Genomic DNA, 22,002 nt, shown 5'->3' with positions numbered 1-22,002 from the left:
AAGAAAAATCAGCGAGCTTTTTCATTGCTGAAAAAACCGAATCGACGCTTCCAAAATTCGGGGCAGAGGCCCGTGACGCCGTGCAGGCCAAAGGCGGCTCGCTCCCACCGTGCCGAGGCATCGCCACCTGTCCGGCAAGGCAGAGTTACCGGAGGAAAAGGCCTTGGAGCAACTTCGCGTTCACGCCTGGACGCGATCGAGGCGGCACCATGGGTAATGCCGCCCCGCCCCGTCACCAGCGATAGCGCAGGCCGGCCGTGCCCTTGAGGGTGTAGTTGTCGCCGCCTTTGCCGGAGAGGGCCATGGCATAGCTGGCCTCGCCATAGGCGCTCCAGTTCTTGTTCCAGCCATAGGTGGCGCCGGCGCCGATTTCGCCCCACAGGCGGCGGTTGCTCTGCACCAGCGAAGTGCCGGACACCTTCACGCTCCTGCCCTTCAGGAACTCGTAGGTCAGGTTGGCGATACCGTAGAATTGCAGACGCGCCGTCTGGCCATCGGCATCCTCCCAGCTCGACAGGTGCTCCACCCTGAGGCCGGCGCGGCCCTGCAGGCTATCGCCTCGGCCGAGCGCGATGCGGTTGCCCAGATTGTCGGTGAAGCTGGAGAAGTCGACATGGGTCCAGGCGAGCTGTGCCTGCGGCACCACTGCCCAGCCGGAGCCGAGTTCGTAACGCTTGCCCACCTCCAGGCTCGCCGCGCTCGACCAGCCCTGGTTGCGGCCGTTCTTGTTCGACAGGCTGGAATCATACCAGGTGAACTGGCCGATGGCATCGGCGTAGAGGCCGTCATGGCCGAGCCAGGTCAGGTTGGCGCCGATGCCGTAGCCCTGCGTGGTGATCCTGCCCTTGGCCCTGATAGCGCCGGTGACGGGATCGTTGCTCACATTGATGCGGGCCGTCGAGGTGCCGATGATCGCATAGGCGCCGATGGTAAGGTCGCCCGCCGCAGTTTCCTTCGCCACGCCCTCATAGCCGGCCTGCAGGAAGCCGATGCTCTGGTCGTAGGCCGAGCCCTTGCTGGGGGCGAAGGAGGAATATTGTCCCCCCATCCGGCCCCAGGCGCCCTGGCCGATCAGCACCGGCCCTCCCTTGGCATAGGCCGCAGTTCCGGAGCGCGGCGAGTCGGCAGCGAAGCCCGACGCGCCTTCAGGCCAGATGCGGTTACCCGTGCGCTGCTGCAGGGTGCCGAGCGTCGCCTGCGCGAAGGTCGAGAGCACATCCGCATAAGGCAGGGCCGTCTGGCTGTTGGGCGACAATTTGCCGGTCGAACGCAGATACCAGTTCTGGCTGCCGGCATGCGCGCCGACGCCGCCGAGATAGAGATTATAGTCATAGGCACCCACCGCGACGGCAGCGCCGAGGCTGAAGGCGCCTGCCTCAGAGGTGCCGCCGACCTGGATGACCTCGATACCGTCGGCGGTCGTCGCCGCGCCGGGGCCGCCGATGTTATGGATCGTGAGCGTCGTCGTCCCCGAGACATTGCCGTTGACGATCAGCTTGTCCGTCGGCGAATTGTCCGAGGCCAGATAGGTGTTGAGTTCGAGCCGTCCGTCTGCACCGACATAGTCTCCGGTCACCGTCAGCGTGGTGCCGGGCGGGCCGCCTTTGAGATTGGTGGCGACCGTGCCGGCATTGGTGAGCGACTTCACGGTCTGGTTGAAGCCGTTAGCATCGAGAGTGCCGGCGGTGACATTGACGTCGGAATTGGGGCTGAAGGCGTTGGCGGCACCCGCCTGCAGCATGCCGGCCGAGACGGTGGTCAGGCCATAATAGGTGCTCTGCCCCATCAGGACGGTGGTGCCGCTATTCATCTGGTTGACGGCGAGCTTGTAATCCGGCGAGGCGCTGGTCATCGCCGGCGTGAAGGTGATGTCGTCGGTGTGGTTGAAGTTGACCGTCGCTCCGGTCTGCGAATAGCTGGTGACCTGGCCGGCCGTCAGGTTCCCGGCGAGGCCGCCCGCGCCGATATTGATGGTGCCGGTGCCGTTCGGCGAGAACCCGCCGCCGACGCCGACCGTGCCCGTGACGGAGGCCGTGCCGCCCTCTGTAAGGTTGACGACGCCGGTGGCGCCGCTATTGCCGACCGACATGTCGCCGGTCACCGCCAGGGACGACCCAGCGCCGGTGACGGTTACGGTGCCGTCGGAGCCGTCGAAGCGGGCGATCGTGGTGGTGCCGCTGGTGACCTTGGCGCCGTTATCGACCGTCAGGCTGGCCTTGCCATTCTCGGCGACGACGAGCGTTCCCGTATTTTCCCAGCCCGAGCCCGCGCCGGTGACCTTGACGGTGCCGCTGGACGTGATGCCTGCATTGATATCGACCATCTGCGCAATCGTCGCCGATGCGGTCTTGAGCTTGGCGCCATCCTCGACCGTGAGACTGGCCGTGCCCAGGCGCCCGACGATCAGCTCGCCGGTCGTCGTCCAGCTCGAGCCGGCTCCGCTCACCGTGGCGGTGGTGTTGGAGCCCCCGTAATAGCTCAGATGCGTGATGCCGCTCTCGATCGCACCGCCCGCGGTTACGTCGACGGTGGTGGTGCCATACAAGATGGAGAGCTGGTTCGAAGCGACCAGCTTGGAGCCGGCGCCGGTGACGTTGATCGCGCTCGGCCCGTAGCCATTGTAGCAATTGACACAAAGGTAGCCGGTTTGGACCTGGCCGCCATCTTCAAGGTTCAGCGTGCTCGATTCCACCGTCAGGCCGTTGGTGGCGGTCCATTTGGAGCCGGCGCCGGTGATGGTCGCGACCGATTTCGTCCCGTTATAGCCAATCGAGCCGAACAGGTTGTTGACCTGACCGCCATCGGCGATGAGGAGCACGGCCTCGCCCCCGCCGGGAACGCCCGTGCCATTGGAATAGGACCCGCCGACGCCGAGGCCGATTGAGGTCCAGGTGGAGCCGGCGCCGGTCACGACCATGGATGAGCCGGTGGAACTGCCTTGGGATGACACCGTCACGGCATCTGCTGACCCCGTCGCGCCGTTTTCGATGCGCAGGGTGCCTTTGCCGCCGTCACCGACCATCACATTGTTGCCGGCCTGAAAGCTGGAACCGGCGCCCGACACTACCACGGAGCCGGTCGATCCGGCATATTCGCCGATCGTCGTGTAGGTGGCTGTGCTTGGGGAAGGGTTGGCGACCTTGAACTGACCGCCGCCACTGATGTTGAGATTGCCGGTGCCGGTGCGGCCGACCGTCAGCCTCTCGGTCACGGTAACGCTACCGCCAGCCAGGACGTTCACAGTGCCTGTGCCAGGGTTACCGATGAACAGCTGGCTGCCGGGATTCCAGGGACTCGCCTGGTCGCCGGGTACATTCACGGTTTGATTGACAATGACAAGTTGCGCCTGCGCGCCATTCAACGGCGCGAGGCCGAGGAGGCAACCCGCCGCCCCTGCAGCGATCCTAATCGGCTGATGCTTTTGTCCAGCGAGAGATTTGTTCGGGGAGCCGGAAGGCTTTTTGCTTTGCGTTGTCATTTTGCCGTGATTTGACCGGTTGGTGCGAAAGCGCACATATCGAGGCCATTGAGCCGCGTGTATGTGCTATTTCGCACACGCCATAGTTGTGATTGATCGACTCAAGCGACGACACTTCGTCCCGACGCACAAGTCAGTCGAAAGCAAATTCTCTATTTTTCTTGAATTACTCTAGGTTACTTTTAGAAAATTCCGAAATTATTATGTAATTTATAGCGCTATGCCGTATGGAGAACCTTCTGTCAATCAAGCTTTGGATGTCATCGATTTTGTACAAACGCCACAAGCAAGTGATGCATTCATGCAACAGTGTCGCAGTGTTACTAATTTGATGAAAATGTCCTCCATTACTGCAGCAGAGAACAGGTAAAGCAAAGAAGCCATAGCCGTTTCCAAGGAACACAGTCCGCGCGCAAAGTGTGTATCGGCTTGATCCGAAAGGGCTGAACTTTATCGGTCGCCCCCCCTGCCGGCGCCCGGGACGGTTGACCATTTCCGGCTTGCAGGGCGGCGACAGTGCAATAGGATATCTTCCTGCCGTCACCGGAGCAGAATACGATTTCTTCGAATCGCACTTTGTCTCCGCTTCTTTGTCTTGACGCATTTTCTCAATTGAAAAGGCCGTCAACTTTTCTGGAAAATGTTTATCGGGAGAAAGCGCTGCCATGGCCCTCTACGCCGATCGCTTCAAAGGCCGAAGTGCCGTCATCACCGGCGGGGCCTCCGGTATCGGTCTCGCCAGCGCCAGGCGCATTGCCGCCGAGGGTGGCCGGATCATGATCTGGGACGTCGATGCCACGCGTATCGACGCGGCGAAGGCGCAAATCGGCTCCGGTACGTTCGGCCTGGTGGTCGACGTCACCAATCCGGAAGCGGTCGAGGCCGCCGCAAAGACCTCCGAGCGCCATCTCGGCCAGATCGACGCCCTCATCTGCTCGGCCGGCGTCGCCGGCCGCAACGCGCCGGTGATCGACTATCCGATCGAAGAATGGAAGCGCATCTTCGAGATCAATGTGAACGGGCTGTTCTATGCCAACCGCTTCATCGCAGCGATGATGAAGAAGCGCGGCTACGGCCGCATCGTCAACCTGGCCTCGATCGCCGGCAAGGAAGGCAATCCCACGGCTTCCGCCTATTCGGCATCGAAGGCGGCGGTGATCGGTTTCACCAAGGCGCTCGGCAAGGAGCTGGCGAAGAGCGGCGTCACCGCCAATGTCATCGCACCCGCCACGATCGACACTCCCATCCTCAGGCAGGTGGCGCAGGCCCATATCGACTATATGCTGTCCAAGATCCCGATGGGCCGCTTCGGCCGGGTCGACGAAGTCACCGCCATGATCGCTTGGCTCGCCAGCGAAGAGTGCTCCTTCGCCACCGGCGCGGTCTTCGATGCTTCGGGTGGCCGCGCCACCTATTGATCCGTCACTGCCTCAGCGCCAGCGATAGTTGAAGCTCACGCTGATTCGCTCTTCGTCCGCCTGGTTGACCGGTACTTCGTGCCGCAGCCAGCTCTCCCACAGCAACACGGTGCCGGCCTGCGGCGCCTCATAGATGAAGGGCCGCTGCTCCCTGGCCGCCTTGGCCTTGCGCGGCGGTGCCGCCATCATCAGGCCGAGCCGCGGATCCTCGAGCTTGAGCGCACTGGAGCCCTTCGGCGTGGCGACATAATAGGTGCCTGATATCACCGAGCGCGGATGGATGTGCGAGGTATGCACGCCCCCTTCCGGCAGCACATTGACCCAGATGTCGTCGAGCTTGAGCTTGTCGCGGCCGAGATCGAGCTCGAGCTCCCTGGCAAAGGCGGCAACATGACCGTCGAGCACCTTCACCAGCTTCTTGATGGCCGGGAAACGCCAGGGCAGATCGTTCAGCGACGCGTAGGAGGTGTAGCCGGGATAACCGTGCTTGAGGCACCAGGCCTGCCCGGCCTCGTCATCCTCGGCAAGCGAGCGGCAGGTCGCGTCGATCTCGGCGAGCGGCGCCTGCGCCTCGTCGAGTTCGGCGCGATAGAGCTTGGTGACGAAAAGTGTCTTGATCTCGGCCATGGCGAGGAAGTGGCCGGGCAAGGGCTCGCCTGTCAAGCCGCTTGTCGCTTCGTCTCGAATTCGGCTGCGAGAGCTTGAGCCCGACGACCTGCCGCAATGCCAAAACCCCTCCCCCTATCGCTGCCAGAAAGGCTTGGCGATCTCCGCCTCGACCTGCCATTTCTTCATGCCGATGTCGTCGATCAGATGAGGATTGGCTTTCGCCATTTCCTCCAGCTCCCTGCGGAAATAGATCCGCTGGCGCCAGATCGCGATCATTTTCGGCAGCGCCGTCAGGCTGCAGGGCCAGCGCGATGCTTCGCCCCTTCCCCGCCATGCCGGATTGTGGTCGGCCGTCCCAACGATCGGTGTATCGTTCATGGCAACCTCCATAGGTTTCAAGGTTCGAGAAGGGTCCTCGACCTGATTGAGGCTGGATTGTGCAAGATACGGCCGGCGCCGTACTTAAGCTTTGCCAAATAGTTCTCAAAACTTCCAAATGAGCTATAGAGTGCCGCCCATGCAGGGATCGCGCTTTGCCTTTGGCCCGTTCGTGCTTGATACAGGCGCGGCAACGCTTCTTCGGGACGATGCGCCCGTTGCCGCCGGTTATCGGGGGTTGAAGCTGCTTGCCGCGTTGATCGAAAAGCCCGGCGAGGTTCTGGGCAAAGCCGCGCTGATGGACGCGGCATGGCCCGGCATGGCCGTCGAGGAAGGCAACCTTACCGTCCAGATCGCACAATTGCGCAAGCTCCTCGGCCCCGCCCCCGACGGCGAGTGGATCGCCACGGTCCCGCGCATCGGGTATCGCTTCGCCGGCGCCGTCGAAAAGCTCGGTCGCGAGCAGCGAAAGCCTCTGCCTTTGCCCGGCAAGCCGTCGATCGCCGTGCTGCCCTTCGTGAATGTCAGCAACGACCCCGAACAGGAATCCTTCGCCGATGGCCTGACCGAAGACCTGATCACCGATCTGTCGGGGATCTCGGGTCTGTTCGTCATCGCCCGCAACTCGGCCTTCGCCTACAAGGGCAAGGCGATGGACGTGCGCGGCATCGCGCAGGATCTCGGCGTGCGCTATCTGCTGGAGGGCAGCGCCAGGCGCGCCGCCGGACGCGTTCGCATCAATGCGCAACTGGTCGACGCGGTGAGCGGCGACCATCTGTGGGCCGAGCGCTTCGACCGCAGCCTGGACGACATCTTTGCCGTCCAGGACGAGGTCACCGGCAAGATCGTGGAAGCGCTGCTCGGCCGGCTGCGCACCCCGCCGCCCCGCACTCCGCCCCGGAATCGCGAGGCCTACGAGCTCTGCCTGCGCGCGCGCAGGCTGATGGATGATTCGCCGCAGGCGGCGCAGGAAGCCCATCTGATGCTCACACGCGCGGCTTCGCTCGCCCCCGGCTACGCCGAGCCTTATCGCTGGCTTGCCATGAACCACTGGATGGGATGGGTGCATTCGGGCGGGCCGAGCGAAGCCTCCCGCAACACTGCCCTGGAGCTGGCGCGCAAGGCGGTCGCACTCGATCCCGGCGATGCCGGCTGCCGCTGGGTCCTGGCTTATCTGCTGGCCTATGACCGCAGCTTCGCCGAATCGGACGCGCAATTTGCCAAGGCGATCGAACTCGATCCGAATGAGGCCGACATCTGGGCGACTTTATCCGACATCTCGGTCCTGGCCGGCCGGGTCGAGGAAGGGCTCGAGCAGATCCGCAAGGCGTTTCGGCTGAACCCGTTTCCGGCAAGCTGGTACTATCTGACGCTGGGCCAGGCACAATATGCGGCCGGCTACTACGAGGCCGCCGTCGAGACGCTGCGCAGGGACGAGACCTACCGTACCAGCTCACGCCGTTTCCTGGCAGCAAGCCTGGCTCAACTGGGCCGGCTCGACGAAGCCCGCGCCGAGGTCGATTTGTTCCTCGTCGGCAATCCGGATTTCACCCTGCGCCACTGGGCCGAGATGGAACCCTTCCGCGACGCCGCCACGCTTCAGCATTTCCTCGATGGCTGCCGCAAGGCAGGCCTTCCGGAGTGAAGGGCGGCGATTCGAGGAAAGCGCGGCCTCAGTCCTCGAAGCGACCCTTGGCGTCACGGTCATGCTCATATCGTTTGGTGAGCGGAAATGGCGGCAGCCATGATTCGCGACGCACGGTCCAGCTTTCATAGGTCGGCATCAGCTGGTCGGGAGCATCGAGTGTGCCCAGATGCACTTCGATTTCATCTCCACTGCGGGCGAAAACGGACGAGCCGCAGCGGGGACAGAAAAAGCGTCCGGCATAGTCGTGTGTCTCGCCGTCGATCGTCACCGCCTCCTGCGGGAACACGGCGGCTGCATAGAAGAGCGCCCCATGATGCTTGCGGCAATCAAGGCAGTGACATAGGCCAACCCGATATGGGCGCCCCGATGCCACGAGCCGGACATCGCCGCATAGGCAGCCGCCAGTGAATCGGTCCATGCCGCGCCTCCTCTGCATTCGAGCGATCAGATGGTTAAACGAACCGGCCCCTCATTGCCACGGCCTTCGGGAGCGGGTCCGCAGCCGAATCACGCCTTTGCCGAGCTTCCTGCCATGATGCGTTCTGCCCGGCCGAAAAAGGCGACCGGCTTTTCCGGCGGATGCGTCGGGCCGGTCGAATTCCGACTGCCTAAAATGCAATCGCGCCGCCGCCGCACTCGCCGATATTCGGCTCGGCGGAGATCGTTCGGCGGTATTCCAATGCTACTTTCCTTCGGCAATACCGAGCTCTGGCGGCATGGCGAGAGGGCGGGAACGCCCCATCGCAGCCTCTGCAGCACTGCGCATGCGTCGCACGAGGACAGGAAAAACTTTCCACTTCAGCGTCGTTACAAAGTTGTCATGTAGCATTGTGCTGATCAAGCAGACTGTAGAAAACTACCACCCTGCAATCTGGACAAAAAAAGACGGCCGGGACGAACCCGGCCGTAGCTTGGACAAAGTCCAAAAGTCACCATCCAGAGGGGAACGTCAGATGCTCCAGGTCGCCACCGGGAGGATGATGGCCCGAACGTCTGACAAGGCTGAGAGTATATTTGCCAGCCCCCTGCTGCAATGCATTCTTTCACATGCCGGCCCTGCGTGCTGCGCATAGATGCAATTGCTGTCGAAACGCGCAGCTCGTCGCCCAATCCTTGATCAGGCCGGTGCACAACGCGTCCTTGCTGCAAAAACAGGCAAACATGTGCTCGACCTAGCCTGGAAGCAACGCCACTGAGGAAAACGCACCGGTTCTGATCCGGTTCCGGAAGCCGCGGGGTAATCGGCAAGGGGCTTGATCCCGGGTCATGCCCGGCAATGACAAAGGCAGCCAAGCGCCCGGGGCTCAGTGAACCGCATGCGACCTGCAGCGTCAGACCCGTTGTCGGAGTCGGATCTGATCCAGGCATTGTGGCCGCGTTGTTTTCCCGAAAACCGACGGCCACTTTTCAACGCGCCCTATAGCGTTTTGCGATTAGACGGAGTCACCAAGAATCGCAAAGACGCGTCGGAACAATGAGCTGGAGCAAATAAGCGTTCACGCTTGAACGCGCTTTGCTCTAGAAGGCCCAGCGCTGGGCCTTGCTGACCAGGAAGTCCCTGAGAACCTGGATGCGGGCCAGGTTCTTCATCTCCTCGGGGTAAACGAAATAGGTCTCGAGCTGCGGCATTTCCGCGTCAGGCAGCACCTGGACCAGGGTCGACTCACGCCCGACGAGATAATCGGGCAGCACGGCGAGGCCGACGCCCCTCTCCACTGCCGTCTTGACGCCGCCGAGATTGTTGACTTCGAACACAGGCTCGCGAGGATCCTTGGGATCGCGCCCGACGGTGTTCAGCCAATTGATCGCCTGCAGGAAGCTGCCGGCCGTACCGCCGAAGCTGATGATGCGATGGCGGTCGATCTCCTCGATGCTGCGCGGCTGTCCGAAACGCTTGATATATTCGGGCGCGGCATAGGCGTGGAAATGCACGGTGAACAACCGGCGCTGAATGAGGTCCCCCTGCTCGGGCTGGCGCATGCGCAACGCGACATCGGCTTCGCGCATGCCCAGATCGAGCTCCTGCTCGGTCAGCAGGAGTTTGAGTCGCATATCGGGATAAAGATCGAGAAACTCGCCGATGCGCGGCGTCAGCCAATAGGTGCCGAGACCCACCGTCGTGGTCAGGCGCAATTCCCCATTCGGCTTTTCCCGGCTGTCGCTGAGGGCGCCCATCGCCGCTTCCAGCTTGAGCATGACATCCTGGGTGGTGCGGAACAGCATCTCACCCTGTTCGGTCAGGATCAGCCCGCGTGCATGACGATGGAACAGCGGCGTGCGCAGGTCCCCCTCGAGGGCGGAGACCTGCCGGCTGACCGCCGACTGCGACAATCCGAGCACGTCGCCCGCATGCGTGAAGCTACCGGCCTCCGCAGCCGCGTGAAAGACCTTGAGCTTATCCCAATCCATGAAGCACCCAGTTCAGCCCCGCTCCAGATTCTGCGCTCCGACCCTTGCTTTGCTTCGGTTCAACGTCGGCCAAGTTCAACGTCGTATTGGCGACGCGCGAAGATCTGATTTGCGCAGAGTATATGATGATTGCCTAGAAGTTTGAAACGGGTGGCAAATTTAGGGCGGAAATCGATTTATTCCGCAGCTTCCCTGTGGACTTCCTCAGCTGCCAGCCATTTCTCCGCCTCGAGCGCCGCCATGCAGCCCATGCCGGCGGCAGTGACGGCCTGGCGATAGACGTCGTCGGCGACGTCGCCGGCGGCATAGACGCCCGGTACGCTGGTCGCCGTCGTGCCCGCGACGGTCTGAATATAGCCGCCATTCTTGAAGGTAAGCTGACCAGCGAAGAGTTCGGAGGCGGGCTTGTGGCCGATGGCGATGAAGACGCCGTCCGTGTCATGCTTGGTCACGACGCCGGTTTCGACATTGCGCAGATTGACATGGGTGACACCCAGCGGGATCTCGTTGCCGCCAATCTCGTCGAGCACGCTGTTCCAGACCACCTCGATATTGGGATGCTTGAACAGGCGGTCCTGCAGGATCTTTTCCGCCCGGAAATGATCGCGCCGATGCACGACCGTCACCTTGGCCGCAATATTGGCGAGGTAAAGCGCCTCTTCCACGGCCGTATTGCCGCCACCGACCACGGTGACGTTGCGGTTGCGGAAAAAGAAGCCGTCGCAGGTCGCGCAAGCCGAGACGCCGAAACCCCGGAATTTCTCTTCCGACGGCATCTCCAACCATTTGGCCTGGGCACCGGTGGCGATGATCAGGGCATCCGCGAGGTAGATGTCGCCCGTATCCCCTTCCAGGCGGAAGGGGCGCTGCGACAGATCGACCTTGGCGATATGATCGGACACCAGGCCCGTGCCCATATGCTCGGCCTGCTTGCGCATCTCCTCCATCAGCCAGGGGCCCTGGATCACCGAGGAGAAGCCGGGATAATTCTCGACATCGGTGGTGATGGTGAGCTGCCCACCGGGCTGGATGCCGGAGATCAGCAGGGGCGACAAATTGGCGCGCGCTGCATAGATTGCCGCGGTATAGCCCGCCGGGCCCGAGCCGAGGATGATGAGCTTGGAGTGACGGGTAGCCATGCCGAGGTTCCAATCAGGATGCCGCCCGAAGGCGTGCGAGGATTTCTTGAGCAATCAAAGGGGTTGAATCTAGGGGTTCATAGGGGTGGTTTTCAAGATGCCCGTCGAACTTCACCACAGCCCCGTGCGCGATCAGGCCGTCGATGAGGCGCATGATCTTGGCCGGTACGCCCTTGGGCAGGTAGACATGGATGGTCTTGCCCGTCGCCGCCGCCTCGCTGAGCATATTGGCTGAATCGGCGGTCACCACGAAAGCATCCGCCAGCGCCAGCATCTGCGCATAGGGATTGGCGCCCTCACCGTTCCAGATCCAGGCCGGCTTGCCCTCCAGTGCCCGCGTGATGGCCTGAGCCATTGCGGGCGGCGTCCGGCGCGACGGGGTGACCATCAGCCCCGCGCCGCTATCGGCCAGCCGCGACAGCGCCGAGACGAAGCCGTCGACGTCATCGGCGGCGAAGGCGACATCCTTGGAGGGGCCGCCCGCCAGCACGGCGACACGCGGCTGCGGCAGGGCGATGAGTTCGGCACGGGCATCCGCGCGCGCCGCCGCCAGCACGGCCGGCGTCTGCCGGTGCGGCGAGGTCAGCGTCGCCAGCACGTTGGCGCCGCGCAGGCGGTCATGCGCCGGCACCCAGATGAAATCCGCCGCCTTGGGTCCGGTGCGAGGATCCTTGAGAAACACGGTAAGCGTGGCAGGCGAGCGTCGTTTCAACCAGGACAGATAGCTCACGGCGCGGCGGCCCGAGGCGATCGCGAGGTCGGGCCAGGGCGGGAGCAGGTTGCGCAGGTCGGCCGGATCGGGCGGGCCCCACGGCATGGCGAGGGCATAGAGGCGCCGCGGCGACACCTTGTGTTCCACGATGCTGCCGCCGGTCTGCGCCCGCACCGCCTCGGCGACGCCGAGGCACTGCAGGGCATCGCCCGCCTTGCCGTCCGTGAGGGTCCAAATCAGAGCCATGAGGGCGCTCTTAACATGTCCTTCCCGAGGCGCGCCATCGCGGTTCAAATCAAGGGTGAATTTTTGCCCGGAAACCCTGTTGAGACTAGCCCCGCAGAGCGCTGGCAACAAGGCTAAGTACCTGAGTTTATCGGGGCTTTTCCACCAATCATATTGAGAACACAATTGACCTTATAACCCGGCGCATCCCCAACTATTGAGAGCTTGACTGAATGACGTCTAAAACGACGAACGCTACATTTTTTGCCGCAGCAATTACTCTACTAACGATGACGGGAACTAGCTATGCTGACTCCGTCGGTGTGGCCTCCTACTACGGCAAGGAATTTAGCGGTCGCCGCACTGCCAATGGCGAACGTTTCAACCCGGGCGGCCTGACTGCCGCGCATCGCTCCCTGCCCTTCGGAACCAAGCTGCAGGTGACGAACCTGCGCAATGGCAAGAAGGTGGTGGTGCGCATCACCGATCGGGGGCCTTTCGCCAAGGGCCGTGTCCTCGATCTCTCCTATGGCGCCGCCCGCGCCGTCGGCATGGTGTCTTCGGGCACCGCCAAGGTGAAGATGGAGCGCCTCGCCGCCCGTTGAGCGAGGCAATGAAGAGAAGACGAGCGAATTGGGGCGGCCTCCGGGCTGCCCTTTTTCTTTGCACCTACCGGCCGTCGGAGCCCGCCGTGGCGCCTTCTCATTCCACGCTTTGGTTCAATTTGGTGAAGATGCGGGTCAGTTCCTCGATATCGCCGGAGGAAAGGGCGGCGACTTCGCGCGGCGTGCGGTAATGCTCTTCCATCAACTCCTTGCGGGTCACCTCGCCCTTTCCGGTGAGCCGTACCAGCTTCACCCGGCGGTCATCCGGCGCAGCGGAACGCTCGGCAAGGCCCGCCCGCTCCAGCCGATCGACCAGCCACGTCGCCGTCGAGGGATCGGCCCCCCATTGTCGCGCAAGCGCGCCGATCGGACGCGCCTCTTCCCGATCCAGCGTGAACAGAACCCGTGAATCGTTAGGGGTCAGGCCGCGACTCCGCAGGCTCTCCAGGCGTTGTGGCGAAGATCGCATCAGGAAATCGAATATCAGCCGCCAGGCAGCGGAAGCAGAGTCAGGGCTGCGATCCGGCGGCATCATGCGGGCATCCTTGGGAGGCAGGGAAGTTCGCCCCATAAAAATATTTGACTAATAAAATATTTTAGTCAATCAAAATAATAGCGAAGGGAGACGACAGCCATGGGAACGCCGCTGCAAACCAGACCTTCCGTGCTCATCGTCGGTGGCGGCCTCCCCGGCCCGACGGCGGCCGCACTGCTGGCCGAAGCCCGGCCTGACGCCCTGCATCGTCCTGGCCCAGGCACGACCGGAAATGCGGAGCGGGTATCATGACCGCGCGGATCGCACGCTTGCTCGCACCTGAGACCGCGCTCTTTGCCTGTGCTTCCATGGCGCATGCCGGCCTCTTGCCGTTTGGAGAGCCTCATTCGAGAGCCGCGACTGCGGAGGCGATCATTGCCGTCATCTTGGCGCTGGGTCTCGCCACCAGCCTTGTCCGGCCACCCCTGGCGCGGTTCGCGGCTCTCGCTGCGCAGGGTCTTGCTCTTCTGGGGACGCTGGTCGGCGCCGTCACGATCGCCATCGGCATCGGACCGCAGACGGTTGGCGACAAGATATTCCATATCGTGCTGGTGGCCGTTCTGGTGTTCGGCCTGTGGCGCGCCGCCGGAATCCGGCAACGCTGAAGGGACTTTGCCATCGGCAGGATGTTCGGCTGCAGCCTGGCGCCTGCCCCTAATGGCGGGCGCTCGCACGCAGGCCGCCACAAGCGCGCTTTGCGTCGCTTCTCGCCTCTTGCGCAAAAGCATGGCATCGGCCGCGCCCATCGCCTTAAGGTCGGCAAAGCGCTCGGGAGGGCCCACGCCTAGCGTCGGGGTGGGGTGAAATCCTCGGGTGGCGACGAAGAAAACGGGGGATTTTTGCCAAGAAGTCACCCCACCCCGGCCTTTCAGGCCGACCTTCCCCATCAAGGGGAGGGTAGTCGCGCTTGGCGTTAACCGGAAACGATCGCCCTGTTTGAGTACTCAGCATCTTCGAAACTTGGGATCACTCATGCATCTTATTTGCAGCTTTGCCCAATATGGCAGATCTATCGGTTAAGACTGCTTGCAATTGCTGGCCCTACCGGTATTGGTAAACACTAACGGAAGCCTTTGGAAGATATAAGCATAACCAACCCGACGCACCTTTATTGCGGCGTCAAGACGGCATCTCTTCATCAAACTATCTCATGGAACAAATATGTGGCCGTTCCGTCGTAAGACTATGCTCGATCCGGAGATGATGGGCTGGATGTTCGGTCAGGCGGAATGGCTGCTTACCGCTCATGCCCATCGCAGAGCTTTCGCCACGGCGCAGCTCCTGCCGCTGTCGGAACGGCTCTTTCCGGCCGCCGGCCAAGCGGGACACGCGCTTGCTCAGGACACATTCGCCAGGATTCGCAGATTCGCCGGTGTCGCCGACCACCCCATGACTTTGGCGCCGCTCGGATCGAGCGGACGCTACAGCGATAGCCGGGTTCAGCAGCAGATGACGGCGGCGGGCCTCTATCAGGCAGGCGAGCATGGCGTTACCATCCATTACGATACGGCCCTACTAAGCAACCGGGCCGATCTCGTGGCGGTGCTGGCGCATGAGGTCGCCCACGCTGTCCTCGATCTCGGGGCGCGGCGCCCCGCTCCGGGGGATGAAGCCTTCGAGGAAATGCGCACCGATTTCACCGCCGTTTTTCTCGGCTTCGGTTTCTATCTTATGCAGTTTCGCGCGGACACACGCGTGCCTACCCCTGAAATCGCCCATGCCTGGAAGGACTACTACGCTTATTACATGAACCTGCCGGAGCTTTGTTTTGCCACGGCCTTGTTCTGTGCCGTGCGAGGCATCGACAAACGCAAGATCTTGCCGGGAGCGCCCGGCGCAGGTGCCTCGATGCTTAAGCGTTGTTTCCAGGATCTCGAAAGGCAATCCGACTGGATCGAGGCCTTGCATGCCATGGCCGCCGAAGCGGGCGGTCGATCGGCACAAACGGCCTGACCCGGCAAGAACACCCGAGCCGATAGAAAAAGCCCGCCCCCTTTCAGGAGCGGGCCGCATAGTCTTGCCTGTTCCGAACGATCAGACCAGCGTGTTGCAGAAGCGCTGGATGCGGCGGCCGGCCTCCTCCAGCGCCTCGGTCGAGGTCGCGTAGGAGATGCGGAAATTCGGGCCGAGGCCGAAGGCCGAGCCATGCACCACCGCCACGCCTTCGGCCTGCAGCAGTTCGGAGACGAAATCCTCGTCCGTCTCGATCACCTTGCCGCTCGGCGCCTTCTTGCCGATCGTGCCCGCGCAGGAGGGATAGACGTAGAAGGCGCCTTCCGGCGTCGGGCACTGGATGCCCTTGGCCTGGTTGAGCATGCCCACGATCAGGTCGCGGCGGCCCTCGAAGATCTTTCGGCGCTCGGGGATGAAGTCCTGTGTGCCGTTGAGCGCTTCCACCGCCGCCCACTGGGCAATGGTGCAGGCGCCTGAGGTCTGCTGGCCCTGGATCATGTCCATCGCCTTGATCAGCTTCTCCGGGCCGGCGGCATAGCCGATGCGCCAGCCCGTCATCGAATAGGCCTTGGAGACACCGTTGATGGTGAGCGTGCGGTCATAAAGCCTGGGCTCGACCTGGGCCGGCGAGTAATAGACGAAATCGCCATAGACGAGATGTTCGTACATGTCGTCGGTCATCACCCAGACATGGGGATGACGCAGCAGCACGTCGGTGAGTGCCTTCAGTTCGTCGTGGCTATAGGCGGCCCCGGACGGATTGGAGGGCGAGTTGAAGATGAACCACTTGGTCTTCGGCGTGATCGCCTTCTCCAAGGCCTCGGGCGACAGTTTGAAATTGGTGGCCAGCGTCGTCTCGGCGAAGACCGGCGTGCCGCCGCACAGCGCCACCATCTCCGGATAGGACACCCAATAGGGCGTGGGGATGACGACCTCGTCGCCGGCATTGAGCGTCGCCATCAGGCCATTGAACAGGATCTGCTTGCCGCCGGTGCCGACAATGGTCTGCGAAGGCTTGTAGTCGAGCCCGTTCTCGCGCTTGAACTTGGCGGCGATGGCTTCGCGCAGCTGCGGGATGCCGGAGACCGGCGGATACTTCGTCTCGCCGCGCATGATGGCGTCGACCGCGGCCTTCTTGATGTTGTCAGGCGTATCCATGTCGGGCTCGCCCGCGCCAAGGCCGATGATGTCGCGTCCCGCCGCTTTGAGTTCGCGCGCTTTCTGGCTCACCGCGATGGTCGCGGAAGGCTTGATGCGCGAGAGGGCGTCGGCGAGAAAAGCCATGGCTGGAAACTCCTGTAAGCCGTGGGAAATGCGGTTGAAGCGGAACATGGCGGCGGCCCGGATGGGGGGCCCCTGCCCGCCCCGGAGGGCGCGCCTCTGCTTAGGCGCCGCCCGGTCTGCATTCAAGCGCAAAGATTACGCCCAATGCACAACTTGCCGGAGAGGTCGCGTGAGCTCATTGCTTGACGATATCGACACAACAATGCCGCGAAACTTCCTCACCGCCGCCTGAGAACGTGCAAAAGCCCGCCGTGATCGGCGGCGATGCTTTGATCGTAGCCGATGCGCTTCACGGCCACGCGAGTTTGCGGTGATGTGATGCGCAGCCCGAAGTATCTGAGTTGAGTGCCGCGTGCGTTTTTGCACTTCGTCCCGCCGGGCGAAGTTCTAGACGGAAGGACGTTAGAGGTTTTCGAGCGTTTCGAGGAGATCACGATGGCCGTCAATCAGGCAACCGCACGCATGTTCAAGGCCGATACCCGCGCCATGCGCGTTTCGGCGGCTGAAGCGGAACGTCAACTCACCTTGGCGCTCTGGCTCGTCGGACTTCTCGCGACTGCAACAGTAGTAACAGCGACCATTGGGTTCTTCGCCTAGTCCCCCCGCAAGCGAATTGAACGGGTCGCTCAACGCGCCGGATGGTCCCCCCGCCATCCGGCGCATTTTTTTGGTACAGTCCTTCACGCCATTCTTGGCACTTTCCGCCGACCCCGTGGCGAGGCTATCTCAGGGCCGATCATTCTGAGACGAAGTCAGCCATGTCCCGAACCATTTTGCCCCGAACCATTTTCCTGGCCGGCGCAGCCGGTGCCATTGGAGCCCCCCTCACCTGCCTCCTCCTTCGCGCCGGCCACCGTGTCGTCGGCACCACGCGCACGCCTGCCAGGGCCGAAGCCCTGCGCAAGCTGGGCGTCGAGCCGGTGGTGGTCGATGTCTTCGAGCGCGACGCGCTGATCGCTGCGGTAACGGCCGCCAGACCTGAAATCGTCATCCACCAGCTCACCGATCTGCCCCCTGCCCTCGATCCGGCCCGCATGCCCGACTTCGTGCCGCGCAATGCTCGTATCCGGCGGGAAGGAACCGCCAACCTGGTCGCGGCCGCTCTCGCCGCCGGAGCCCGCCGGATCATTGCCCAGAGCATTGCCTGGGTCTACGCGCCGGGGCCGCTGCCGCACGCCGAAACCGATCCCCTCGACCACGGCGCCGAGGGCCCCGGTGCCGTCAGCGTGCAGGGGGTGATCGCACTGGAAGACGCCGTGCTCCAGGCTCCCATCGAAGGCGTGATCCTGCGTTACGGCTATCTCTATGGTCCCGGCACCGGCAGCGACGCTCCCCGTCGGCCGATGTCCGTGCATGTCGATGCCGCGGCACAGGCAGCGCTGCTCGCGATCGATCACGGCCGGCCAGGCGCCTACAATGTCGCGGAGGCAAGCGCCGAGCTCTCCACCACCAGAGCTTTGGACGAGCTCGGCTGGCGGGCCGATTTCCGTCTCGTGGCCTGAGCAGAGCGTGGTTTGCCGGGTGGCACAGGCTTTGGCGACCGTGGCAGCGCATGTCACTTTTCCCTTGCCACGGCCTGCAATCGGCGCGACGGTTCCTGTCAGCCGCCCAAAAGAGCGGCGGCCAGAACAGGAGGGACGCGACAATGACGCAGAACACTCCAAACGGCAGACGATCCAGCGGGCCGCGCTGCATCGCCCTGGTCGGCCCGTTCCAAAGCGGCAAGACGACCCTTCTGGAAGCCATCCTCGCACGCATGGGCGCCCTGCAGCGCCAGGGCACCGTGGCGGCCGGCTCCACCATCGGTGACGCCAGTGCCGAGGCGCGTGCCCACGCCATGAGCGTGGAGGCCAATATCGCCTCCGTGGATTTCATGGGCGAGACCTATACTTTCATCGATTGCCCCGGCTCGATCGAATTCCTGGCCGAGATGCGCCCCGTGCTGCCGGCGGTCGACGCCGCCGTGGTGGTTTGCGAGGCCGACGAGAAGAAGGTGCCGGCCCTCCAGCTGATCCTGCGTGAACTCGAAGACCAGAAGATTCCGCGCTTTCTCTTCCTCAACAAGATCGACAATGCGCACCAGAGCGTGCGCGAAGCCCTGCCGCTGCTGCAGCCGGCCTCCCGGCTGCCGCTGCTGCTGCGCCAGATCCCGATCTGGAAGAACGGCGTTGCCGTCGGCTATGTCGACCTGGCGCTCGAGCGCGCCTTCATCTACCAGGAGCATGCCGCCTCGCAGGTGGTCGAGATTCCGCCCGACGAGCGCGACGAAAGCAAGGATGCGCGCTATTCGATGCTGGAACGCCTGTCGGATCACGACGACGCGCTGATGGAACAGCTCCTCGAGGAGGTCGAGCCGCCCCGCGACCGGGTGTTCGACGACCTCGCCCATGAGCTGCGCGACGGCCTGGCCGTGCCGGTGCTGATGGGCTCGGCGGCCAACGGCAACGGCATGCTGCGCCTGATGAAGGCTTTGCGCCACGAGGCGCCCTGCATCAAGGAAACCGCCAGCCGCCTGGGCGTGACGCCCGGCTCGGAGCCTGTCGGTTATGTGATGAAGACCTTCCATACCGCCCATGCCGGCAAGCTTTCGCTCACCCGCGTGCTGAGCGGCGCCTTCCAGGAAGGCATGACGGTGACGACGTCCTCCGGCGAGACCGGCCGCATCGCCGGCTGTGCCCGCCTGCTGGGCCAGACCACCCAGAAGACGACGCAGGCCCAGGCCGGCGATACCGTCGCGTTCGGCAAGGTCGATGCCGCCCACACCGGCGACATGCTCGCCGTCGGCAAGGCCGTGCCCCGGCCGGCCGAGATCGAGGCACCCCAGCCGGTGATGTCGCTGGCCGTCCGGGCCCGCGACCGCAAGGACGACGTCAAGCTCTCGGCCGCCCTGCAGCGCCTGACCGATGAGGATCGGGCGCTCGCCATGGAACAGAATGCCGAACTCGGCGATACCATCCTGCGGGGCCAGGGGGAGATGCATCTGCGCGTGGCGGTGGAGAAGCTCGCCTCGAAATTCGGCGTCGCCGTCGATTCCAGCCAGCCGCAGATCGGCTATCGCGAGACCATCCGCAAGCCGGTGACGGGCGTGCGCGGGCGCCACAAGAAGCAGTCCGGCGGGCATGGCCAGTTCGGCGACGTGGTGATCGACGTCGCCCCCCTGCCGCGCGGCGAGGGCTTCGCCTTCATCGACAAGATCACCGGCGGCGTGGTGCCGCGCAACTACATTCCCTCCGTCGAGGAGGGCGTGAAGCAATATCTCAAGCGGGGCCCACTCGGCTTCCCGGTGGTGGATGTCGGCGTGTCGCTGACGGACGGCTCCTACCACACGGTGGATTCCTCCGACATGGCCTTCCAGACCGCGGCGCGCATCGGCATGAGCGAGGCCATGCCGCAATGCAGTCCCGTGCTGCTGGAGCCGGTGCTGGCGGTCGAGATCTCGGTGCCCTCGGATGCCACGGCCAAGGCCAACGCCATCGTCTCCTCCCGGCGTGGCCAGATCCTCGGCTTCGACGCCCGCGAGGGCTGGGAAGGCTGGGATGTGGTGCAGGCCCTGATCCCGGAGGCGGAGATCACCGATTTGATCATCGAGCTGCGCTCGGCAACGGCGGGCGTCGGCACCTTCCGGTCTCGGTTCGACCATCTGGCCGAACTGTCCGGGCGGCAGGCCGACACCATCGTGGCGTCGAGGCAGGCGGCACAGTAGGGTCCCGGGACCGCCGGCTGACAGCCGGCGGTCCCGGGGGAAATTTGCCCACCGCCTCCAATGGCGCTAAAGAGCGGCGATGCCGACCATCGAAATTGCCGCCTTCTATCATTTTGCCCGGCTGCCCGGCTTCGCGGAGCTGCGCGAGCCGCTGGCCAAGCTCGCCTGTTCGCTCGGCATCAAGGGCATCATCCTGCTGGCGCATGAGGGCATCAACGGCACGGTGGCCGGCACGCCAGAGGCGATGGCGGTCTTCCATCCGCGCCTGCGCGCGATCACCGGCCTCGATGCCATCGAGCACAAGACCTCCTTTGCCGAGGAGATGCCCTTCCTGCGCATGAAGGTCCGGCTGAAGGAAGAGATCGTCACCATCGGCGACAAGAGCGTCGACCCGCTGGAACGGGTCGGCACCTATGTCGAGCCCAGGGACTGGAACGCCCTGATTTCCGATCCGGACGTGCTGGTCATCGACACGCGCAACGATTTCGAGGTGCGCATCGGCAGCTTCAAGGGCGCGCTCGATCCGAAGACCGAGAGCTTCGGCGACTTCCCCGCTTATGTCAGGGACAATCTCGATCCCGCCAGGCACAAAAAGGTGGCGATGTTCTGCACCGGGGGCATACGCTGCGAGAAGGCGACCAGCCTGATGCTGCGCGAGGGCTTCGAGGAGGTCTATCACCTCAAGGGCGGGGTGCTGCGCTATCTGGAGGAGATCCCGCCGGCCGAGAGCCTGTGGGAGGGCGCCTGCTTCGTCTTCGACAAGCGCGTCGCCGTCGGCCATGGCCTGAAAGTCGAGGATTTCACGCTCTGCCATGGCTGCCTGTCGCCCCTTTCGGCAACGGACCGGCAATCGCCGGACTATGAGGAGGGCGTGAGCTGCCCCTATTGCGCCGCCACCCTCACCGAGACGCAGAAAGCCTCCTCGCGCGAGCGCCATCGCCAGGAGACGCTCGCCCGCCGGCGCGGCCATGCCCATCTCGGCCCGCGCCTTGCCACGGCGGTCGAAGAAAGCTGAAAAGCACCGTCGTGCCAATGAGATGACGTTGCCTCATGCGCCGGTTCGGGATGGCAGTCACCCCACCCCGATGCTTCGCATCGCCCCTCTCCCTCCAGGGGAGGGTAAAGAGAAAACTCTGTGTGCAATTGCGAGAAGACCATGTCTGACAAAGCCCTCGTCCTGTTCTCGGCCGGTCAGGATTCCACCACCTGCCTCGCCTGGGCGCTCGAGCGTTTCGACAGCGTGGAGACGGTGGGCTTCGACTATGGCCAGCGCCATGGCGTGGAGCTGGCGATGCGTCCGGTGGTTCTAGCCGCCCTGCGCGAAGCCTTTCCGGCCTGGGCGGGGCGCCTGGGGGAGGACCATCTCGTCGACCTCGGCATACTTGGCCGCATCAGCGAAACCTCCCTGACCCGCGACGTCGAGATCACCATGCAGGAGAATGGCCTGCCCAACAGCTTCGTGCCCGGGCGCAACCTGCTCTTCCTGACCTTCGCCGCCACCCTCGCCTATCGGCGCGGCGCCCGCCATCTCGTCACCGGCGTGTGCGAGACCGATTTCTCCGGCTATCCCGATTGCCGCGACGACACCATGAAGGCCATGCAGCTGGCGCTCAATCTCGGCATGGAGAGCCGTTTCGTCATCCACACACCGCTGATGTGGATCGACAAGGCGCAGACCTGGGGGCTGGCACGGGAGCTCGGCGGCGAGCTTCTGGTGGATCTCGTCCGCGAACACACCCACACCTGCTACAATGGCGATCGCAGCCATCGGCACGACTGGGGCTATGGCTGCGGCACCTGCCCCGCCTGCGAGCTGAGGTCCAGCGGCTACCGGCGCTTCGTGGCCGAGAGCGCTTCTTGATGCGAGCACCCGGGCGGCCGCAGGCGCAAGGATAAGGGCTGGGCA

19 protein-coding genes are annotated in these 22,002 nt (G+C 63.6%); 10 read left to right on the top strand and 9 right to left on the bottom strand.

The genetic code is table 11. The features are described from left to right. Nucleotides 1–232: 232 nt before the first annotated feature. The gene (locus J8I29_RS21950) at nucleotides 233–3,319 is read right to left on the bottom strand and encodes an autotransporter outer membrane beta-barrel domain-containing protein (RefSeq protein WP_209433283.1); all 3,087 of its coding nucleotides are present in this window, start codon (nucleotides 3,317–3,319) and stop codon (nucleotides 233–235) included. A gap of 824 nt (nucleotides 3,320–4,143) precedes the next feature. Between J8I29_RS21950 and J8I29_RS21945 the strand changes: the two genes are divergently transcribed. Next, nucleotides 4,144–4,896: an SDR family NAD(P)-dependent oxidoreductase gene (locus J8I29_RS21945; RefSeq protein ID WP_209433282.1), complete on the top strand. Its 753-nt coding sequence runs from the start codon at nucleotides 4,144–4,146 to the stop codon at nucleotides 4,894–4,896. Between the two features lie 12 nt (nucleotides 4,897–4,908). On the opposite strand, the gene J8I29_RS21940 is transcribed toward J8I29_RS21945, so the two are convergent. Together J8I29_RS21940 and J8I29_RS21935 are read right to left on the bottom strand one after the other, a co-directional pair. After that, the gene (locus J8I29_RS21940) at nucleotides 4,909–5,559 is read right to left on the bottom strand and encodes a TIGR02466 family protein (RefSeq protein ID WP_245197243.1); all 651 of its coding nucleotides are present in this window, start codon (nucleotides 5,557–5,559) and stop codon (nucleotides 4,909–4,911) included. A gap of 78 nt (nucleotides 5,560–5,637) precedes the next feature. Next, a complete protein-coding gene (locus J8I29_RS21935) occupies nucleotides 5,638–5,883 on the bottom strand; it encodes a DUF1127 domain-containing protein (protein WP_209433281.1) in 246 nt (81 codons plus the stop codon). Nucleotides 5,884–6,022: 139 nt separating this feature from the next. Between J8I29_RS21935 and J8I29_RS21930 the strand changes: the two genes are divergently transcribed. Further along, entirely contained in the window at nucleotides 6,023–7,528 is a 1,506-nt protein-coding gene (locus tag J8I29_RS21930) for a winged helix-turn-helix domain-containing tetratricopeptide repeat protein (RefSeq protein WP_209433357.1), read from the top strand. A gap of 28 nt (nucleotides 7,529–7,556) precedes the next feature. Here J8I29_RS21930 and J8I29_RS21925 read toward each other — a convergent pair whose 3' ends face one another. From J8I29_RS21925 to J8I29_RS21910, 4 genes are all read right to left on the bottom strand, one after another. Then, the gene (locus J8I29_RS21925; RefSeq protein ID WP_209433280.1) at nucleotides 7,557–7,949 is read right to left on the bottom strand and encodes a GFA family protein; all 393 of its coding nucleotides are present in this window, start codon (nucleotides 7,947–7,949) and stop codon (nucleotides 7,557–7,559) included. 1,100 nt (nucleotides 7,950–9,049) lie between these two features. Further along, nucleotides 9,050–9,940 carry a LysR family transcriptional regulator gene (locus tag J8I29_RS21920; protein WP_068291406.1) on the bottom strand — a complete coding sequence of 297 codons (891 nt, stop codon included), beginning with the start codon at nucleotides 9,938–9,940 and terminating at the stop codon, nucleotides 9,050–9,052. A gap of 176 nt (nucleotides 9,941–10,116) precedes the next feature. Next, nucleotides 10,117–11,079 (bottom strand): thioredoxin-disulfide reductase, encoded by a 963-nt coding sequence (gene trxB, locus J8I29_RS21915; protein WP_105862221.1) that lies wholly within the window; start codon nucleotides 11,077–11,079, stop codon nucleotides 10,117–10,119. 13 nt (nucleotides 11,080–11,092) lie between these two features. Further along, nucleotides 11,093–12,037: a mitochondrial fission ELM1 family protein gene (locus tag J8I29_RS21910; RefSeq protein ID WP_209433279.1), complete on the bottom strand. Its 945-nt coding sequence runs from the start codon at nucleotides 12,035–12,037 to the stop codon at nucleotides 11,093–11,095. Between the two features lie 269 nt (nucleotides 12,038–12,306). Here J8I29_RS21910 and J8I29_RS21905 point away from each other — a divergent pair, with 269 nt between their 5' ends. Then, nucleotides 12,307–12,621, top strand: a complete 315-nt coding sequence (locus tag J8I29_RS21905; RefSeq protein ID WP_245197242.1) for a septal ring lytic transglycosylase RlpA family protein — start codon at nucleotides 12,307–12,309, stop codon at nucleotides 12,619–12,621. Nucleotides 12,622–12,718: 97 nt separating this feature from the next. Here J8I29_RS21905 and J8I29_RS21900 read toward each other — a convergent pair whose 3' ends face one another. Next, nucleotides 12,719–13,153 carry a MarR family transcriptional regulator gene (locus J8I29_RS21900; protein ID WP_209433278.1) on the bottom strand — a complete coding sequence of 145 codons (435 nt, stop codon included), beginning with the start codon at nucleotides 13,151–13,153 and terminating at the stop codon, nucleotides 12,719–12,721. A gap of 251 nt (nucleotides 13,154–13,404) precedes the next feature. Here J8I29_RS21900 and J8I29_RS21895 point away from each other — a divergent pair, with 251 nt between their 5' ends. After that, a complete protein-coding gene (locus J8I29_RS21895; RefSeq protein ID WP_105862223.1) occupies nucleotides 13,405–13,761 on the top strand; it encodes a hypothetical protein in 357 nt (118 codons plus the stop codon). 556 nt (nucleotides 13,762–14,317) lie between these two features. Next, a complete protein-coding gene (locus J8I29_RS21890; protein WP_209433277.1) occupies nucleotides 14,318–15,109 on the top strand; it encodes a hypothetical protein in 792 nt (263 codons plus the stop codon). Between the two features lie 81 nt (nucleotides 15,110–15,190). Here J8I29_RS21890 and J8I29_RS21885 read toward each other — a convergent pair whose 3' ends face one another. Further along, the gene (locus tag J8I29_RS21885) at nucleotides 15,191–16,393 is read right to left on the bottom strand and encodes a pyridoxal phosphate-dependent aminotransferase (protein WP_105862225.1); all 1,203 of its coding nucleotides are present in this window, start codon (nucleotides 16,391–16,393) and stop codon (nucleotides 15,191–15,193) included. 435 nt (nucleotides 16,394–16,828) lie between these two features. Between J8I29_RS21885 and J8I29_RS21880 the strand changes: the two genes are divergently transcribed. From J8I29_RS21880 to queC, 5 genes are all read left to right on the top strand, one after another. Further along, nucleotides 16,829–16,990 (top strand): hypothetical protein, encoded by a 162-nt coding sequence (locus tag J8I29_RS21880; RefSeq protein ID WP_181161133.1) that lies wholly within the window; start codon nucleotides 16,829–16,831, stop codon nucleotides 16,988–16,990. A gap of 161 nt (nucleotides 16,991–17,151) precedes the next feature. Then, nucleotides 17,152–17,895 carry an NAD-dependent epimerase/dehydratase family protein gene (locus J8I29_RS21875; RefSeq protein WP_209433276.1) on the top strand — a complete coding sequence of 248 codons (744 nt, stop codon included), beginning with the start codon at nucleotides 17,152–17,154 and terminating at the stop codon, nucleotides 17,893–17,895. 143 nt (nucleotides 17,896–18,038) lie between these two features. Next, on the top strand, nucleotides 18,039–20,096 hold the full coding sequence (locus J8I29_RS21870) for an elongation factor G (RefSeq protein WP_105862227.1): 2,058 nt from the start codon (nucleotides 18,039–18,041) through the stop codon (nucleotides 20,094–20,096). Nucleotides 20,097–20,175: 79 nt separating this feature from the next. Beyond that, nucleotides 20,176–21,111 (top strand): rhodanese-related sulfurtransferase, encoded by a 936-nt coding sequence (locus tag J8I29_RS21865; RefSeq protein ID WP_209433275.1) that lies wholly within the window; start codon nucleotides 20,176–20,178, stop codon nucleotides 21,109–21,111. A 141-nt stretch (nucleotides 21,112–21,252) separates the two neighbouring features. Next, nucleotides 21,253–21,957 (top strand): 7-cyano-7-deazaguanine synthase QueC, encoded by a 705-nt coding sequence (queC, locus tag J8I29_RS21860; RefSeq protein ID WP_209433274.1) that lies wholly within the window; start codon nucleotides 21,253–21,255, stop codon nucleotides 21,955–21,957. Nucleotides 21,958–22,002 lie beyond the last annotated feature (45 nt).

Source organism: Labrys sp. LIt4 (assembly GCF_017813775.1).
GTDB lineage: Bacteria > Pseudomonadota > Alphaproteobacteria > Rhizobiales > Labraceae > Labrys > Labrys okinawensis_A.
The sequence above is the reverse complement of the archived record's forward strand: the minus strand, read 5'-3'. Positions and strand labels throughout refer to the sequence as shown.

Excerpts from the sequence above, each read along its gene's own strand:
- J8I29_RS21945 (WP_209433282.1), top strand. The coding sequence starts at position 4,144 with ATGGCCCTCTACGCCGATCGCTTCAAAGGCCGAAGTGCCGTCATCACC.
- J8I29_RS21935 (WP_209433281.1), bottom strand. The coding sequence starts at position 5,883 with ATGAACGATACACCGATCGTTGGGACGGCCGACCACAATCCGGCATGG.
- J8I29_RS21930 (WP_209433357.1), top strand. The coding sequence starts at position 6,023 with ATGCAGGGATCGCGCTTTGCCTTTGGCCCGTTCGTGCTTGATACAGGC.
- J8I29_RS21925 (WP_209433280.1), bottom strand. The coding sequence starts at position 7,949 with ATGGACCGATTCACTGGCGGCTGCCTATGCGGCGATGTCCGGCTCGTG.
- J8I29_RS21920 (WP_068291406.1), bottom strand. The coding sequence starts at position 9,940 with ATGGATTGGGATAAGCTCAAGGTCTTTCACGCGGCTGCGGAGGCCGGT.
- trxB (WP_105862221.1), bottom strand. The coding sequence starts at position 11,079 with ATGGCTACCCGTCACTCCAAGCTCATCATCCTCGGCTCGGGCCCGGCG.
- J8I29_RS21910 (WP_209433279.1), bottom strand. The coding sequence starts at position 12,037 with ATGGCTCTGATTTGGACCCTCACGGACGGCAAGGCGGGCGATGCCCTG.
- J8I29_RS21905 (WP_245197242.1), top strand. The coding sequence starts at position 12,307 with ATGACGGGAACTAGCTATGCTGACTCCGTCGGTGTGGCCTCCTACTAC.
- J8I29_RS21900 (WP_209433278.1), bottom strand. The coding sequence starts at position 13,153 with ATGCCGCCGGATCGCAGCCCTGACTCTGCTTCCGCTGCCTGGCGGCTG.
- J8I29_RS21895 (WP_105862223.1), top strand. The coding sequence starts at position 13,405 with ATGACCGCGCGGATCGCACGCTTGCTCGCACCTGAGACCGCGCTCTTT.
- J8I29_RS21890 (WP_209433277.1), top strand. The coding sequence starts at position 14,318 with ATGTGGCCGTTCCGTCGTAAGACTATGCTCGATCCGGAGATGATGGGC.
- J8I29_RS21885 (WP_105862225.1), bottom strand. The coding sequence starts at position 16,393 with ATGGCTTTTCTCGCCGACGCCCTCTCGCGCATCAAGCCTTCCGCGACC.
- J8I29_RS21880 (WP_181161133.1), top strand. The coding sequence starts at position 16,829 with ATGGCCGTCAATCAGGCAACCGCACGCATGTTCAAGGCCGATACCCGC.
- J8I29_RS21875 (WP_209433276.1), top strand. The coding sequence starts at position 17,152 with ATGTCCCGAACCATTTTGCCCCGAACCATTTTCCTGGCCGGCGCAGCC.
- J8I29_RS21870 (WP_105862227.1), top strand. The coding sequence starts at position 18,039 with ATGACGCAGAACACTCCAAACGGCAGACGATCCAGCGGGCCGCGCTGC.
- J8I29_RS21865 (WP_209433275.1), top strand. The coding sequence starts at position 20,176 with ATGCCGACCATCGAAATTGCCGCCTTCTATCATTTTGCCCGGCTGCCC.
- queC (WP_209433274.1), top strand. The coding sequence starts at position 21,253 with ATGTCTGACAAAGCCCTCGTCCTGTTCTCGGCCGGTCAGGATTCCACC.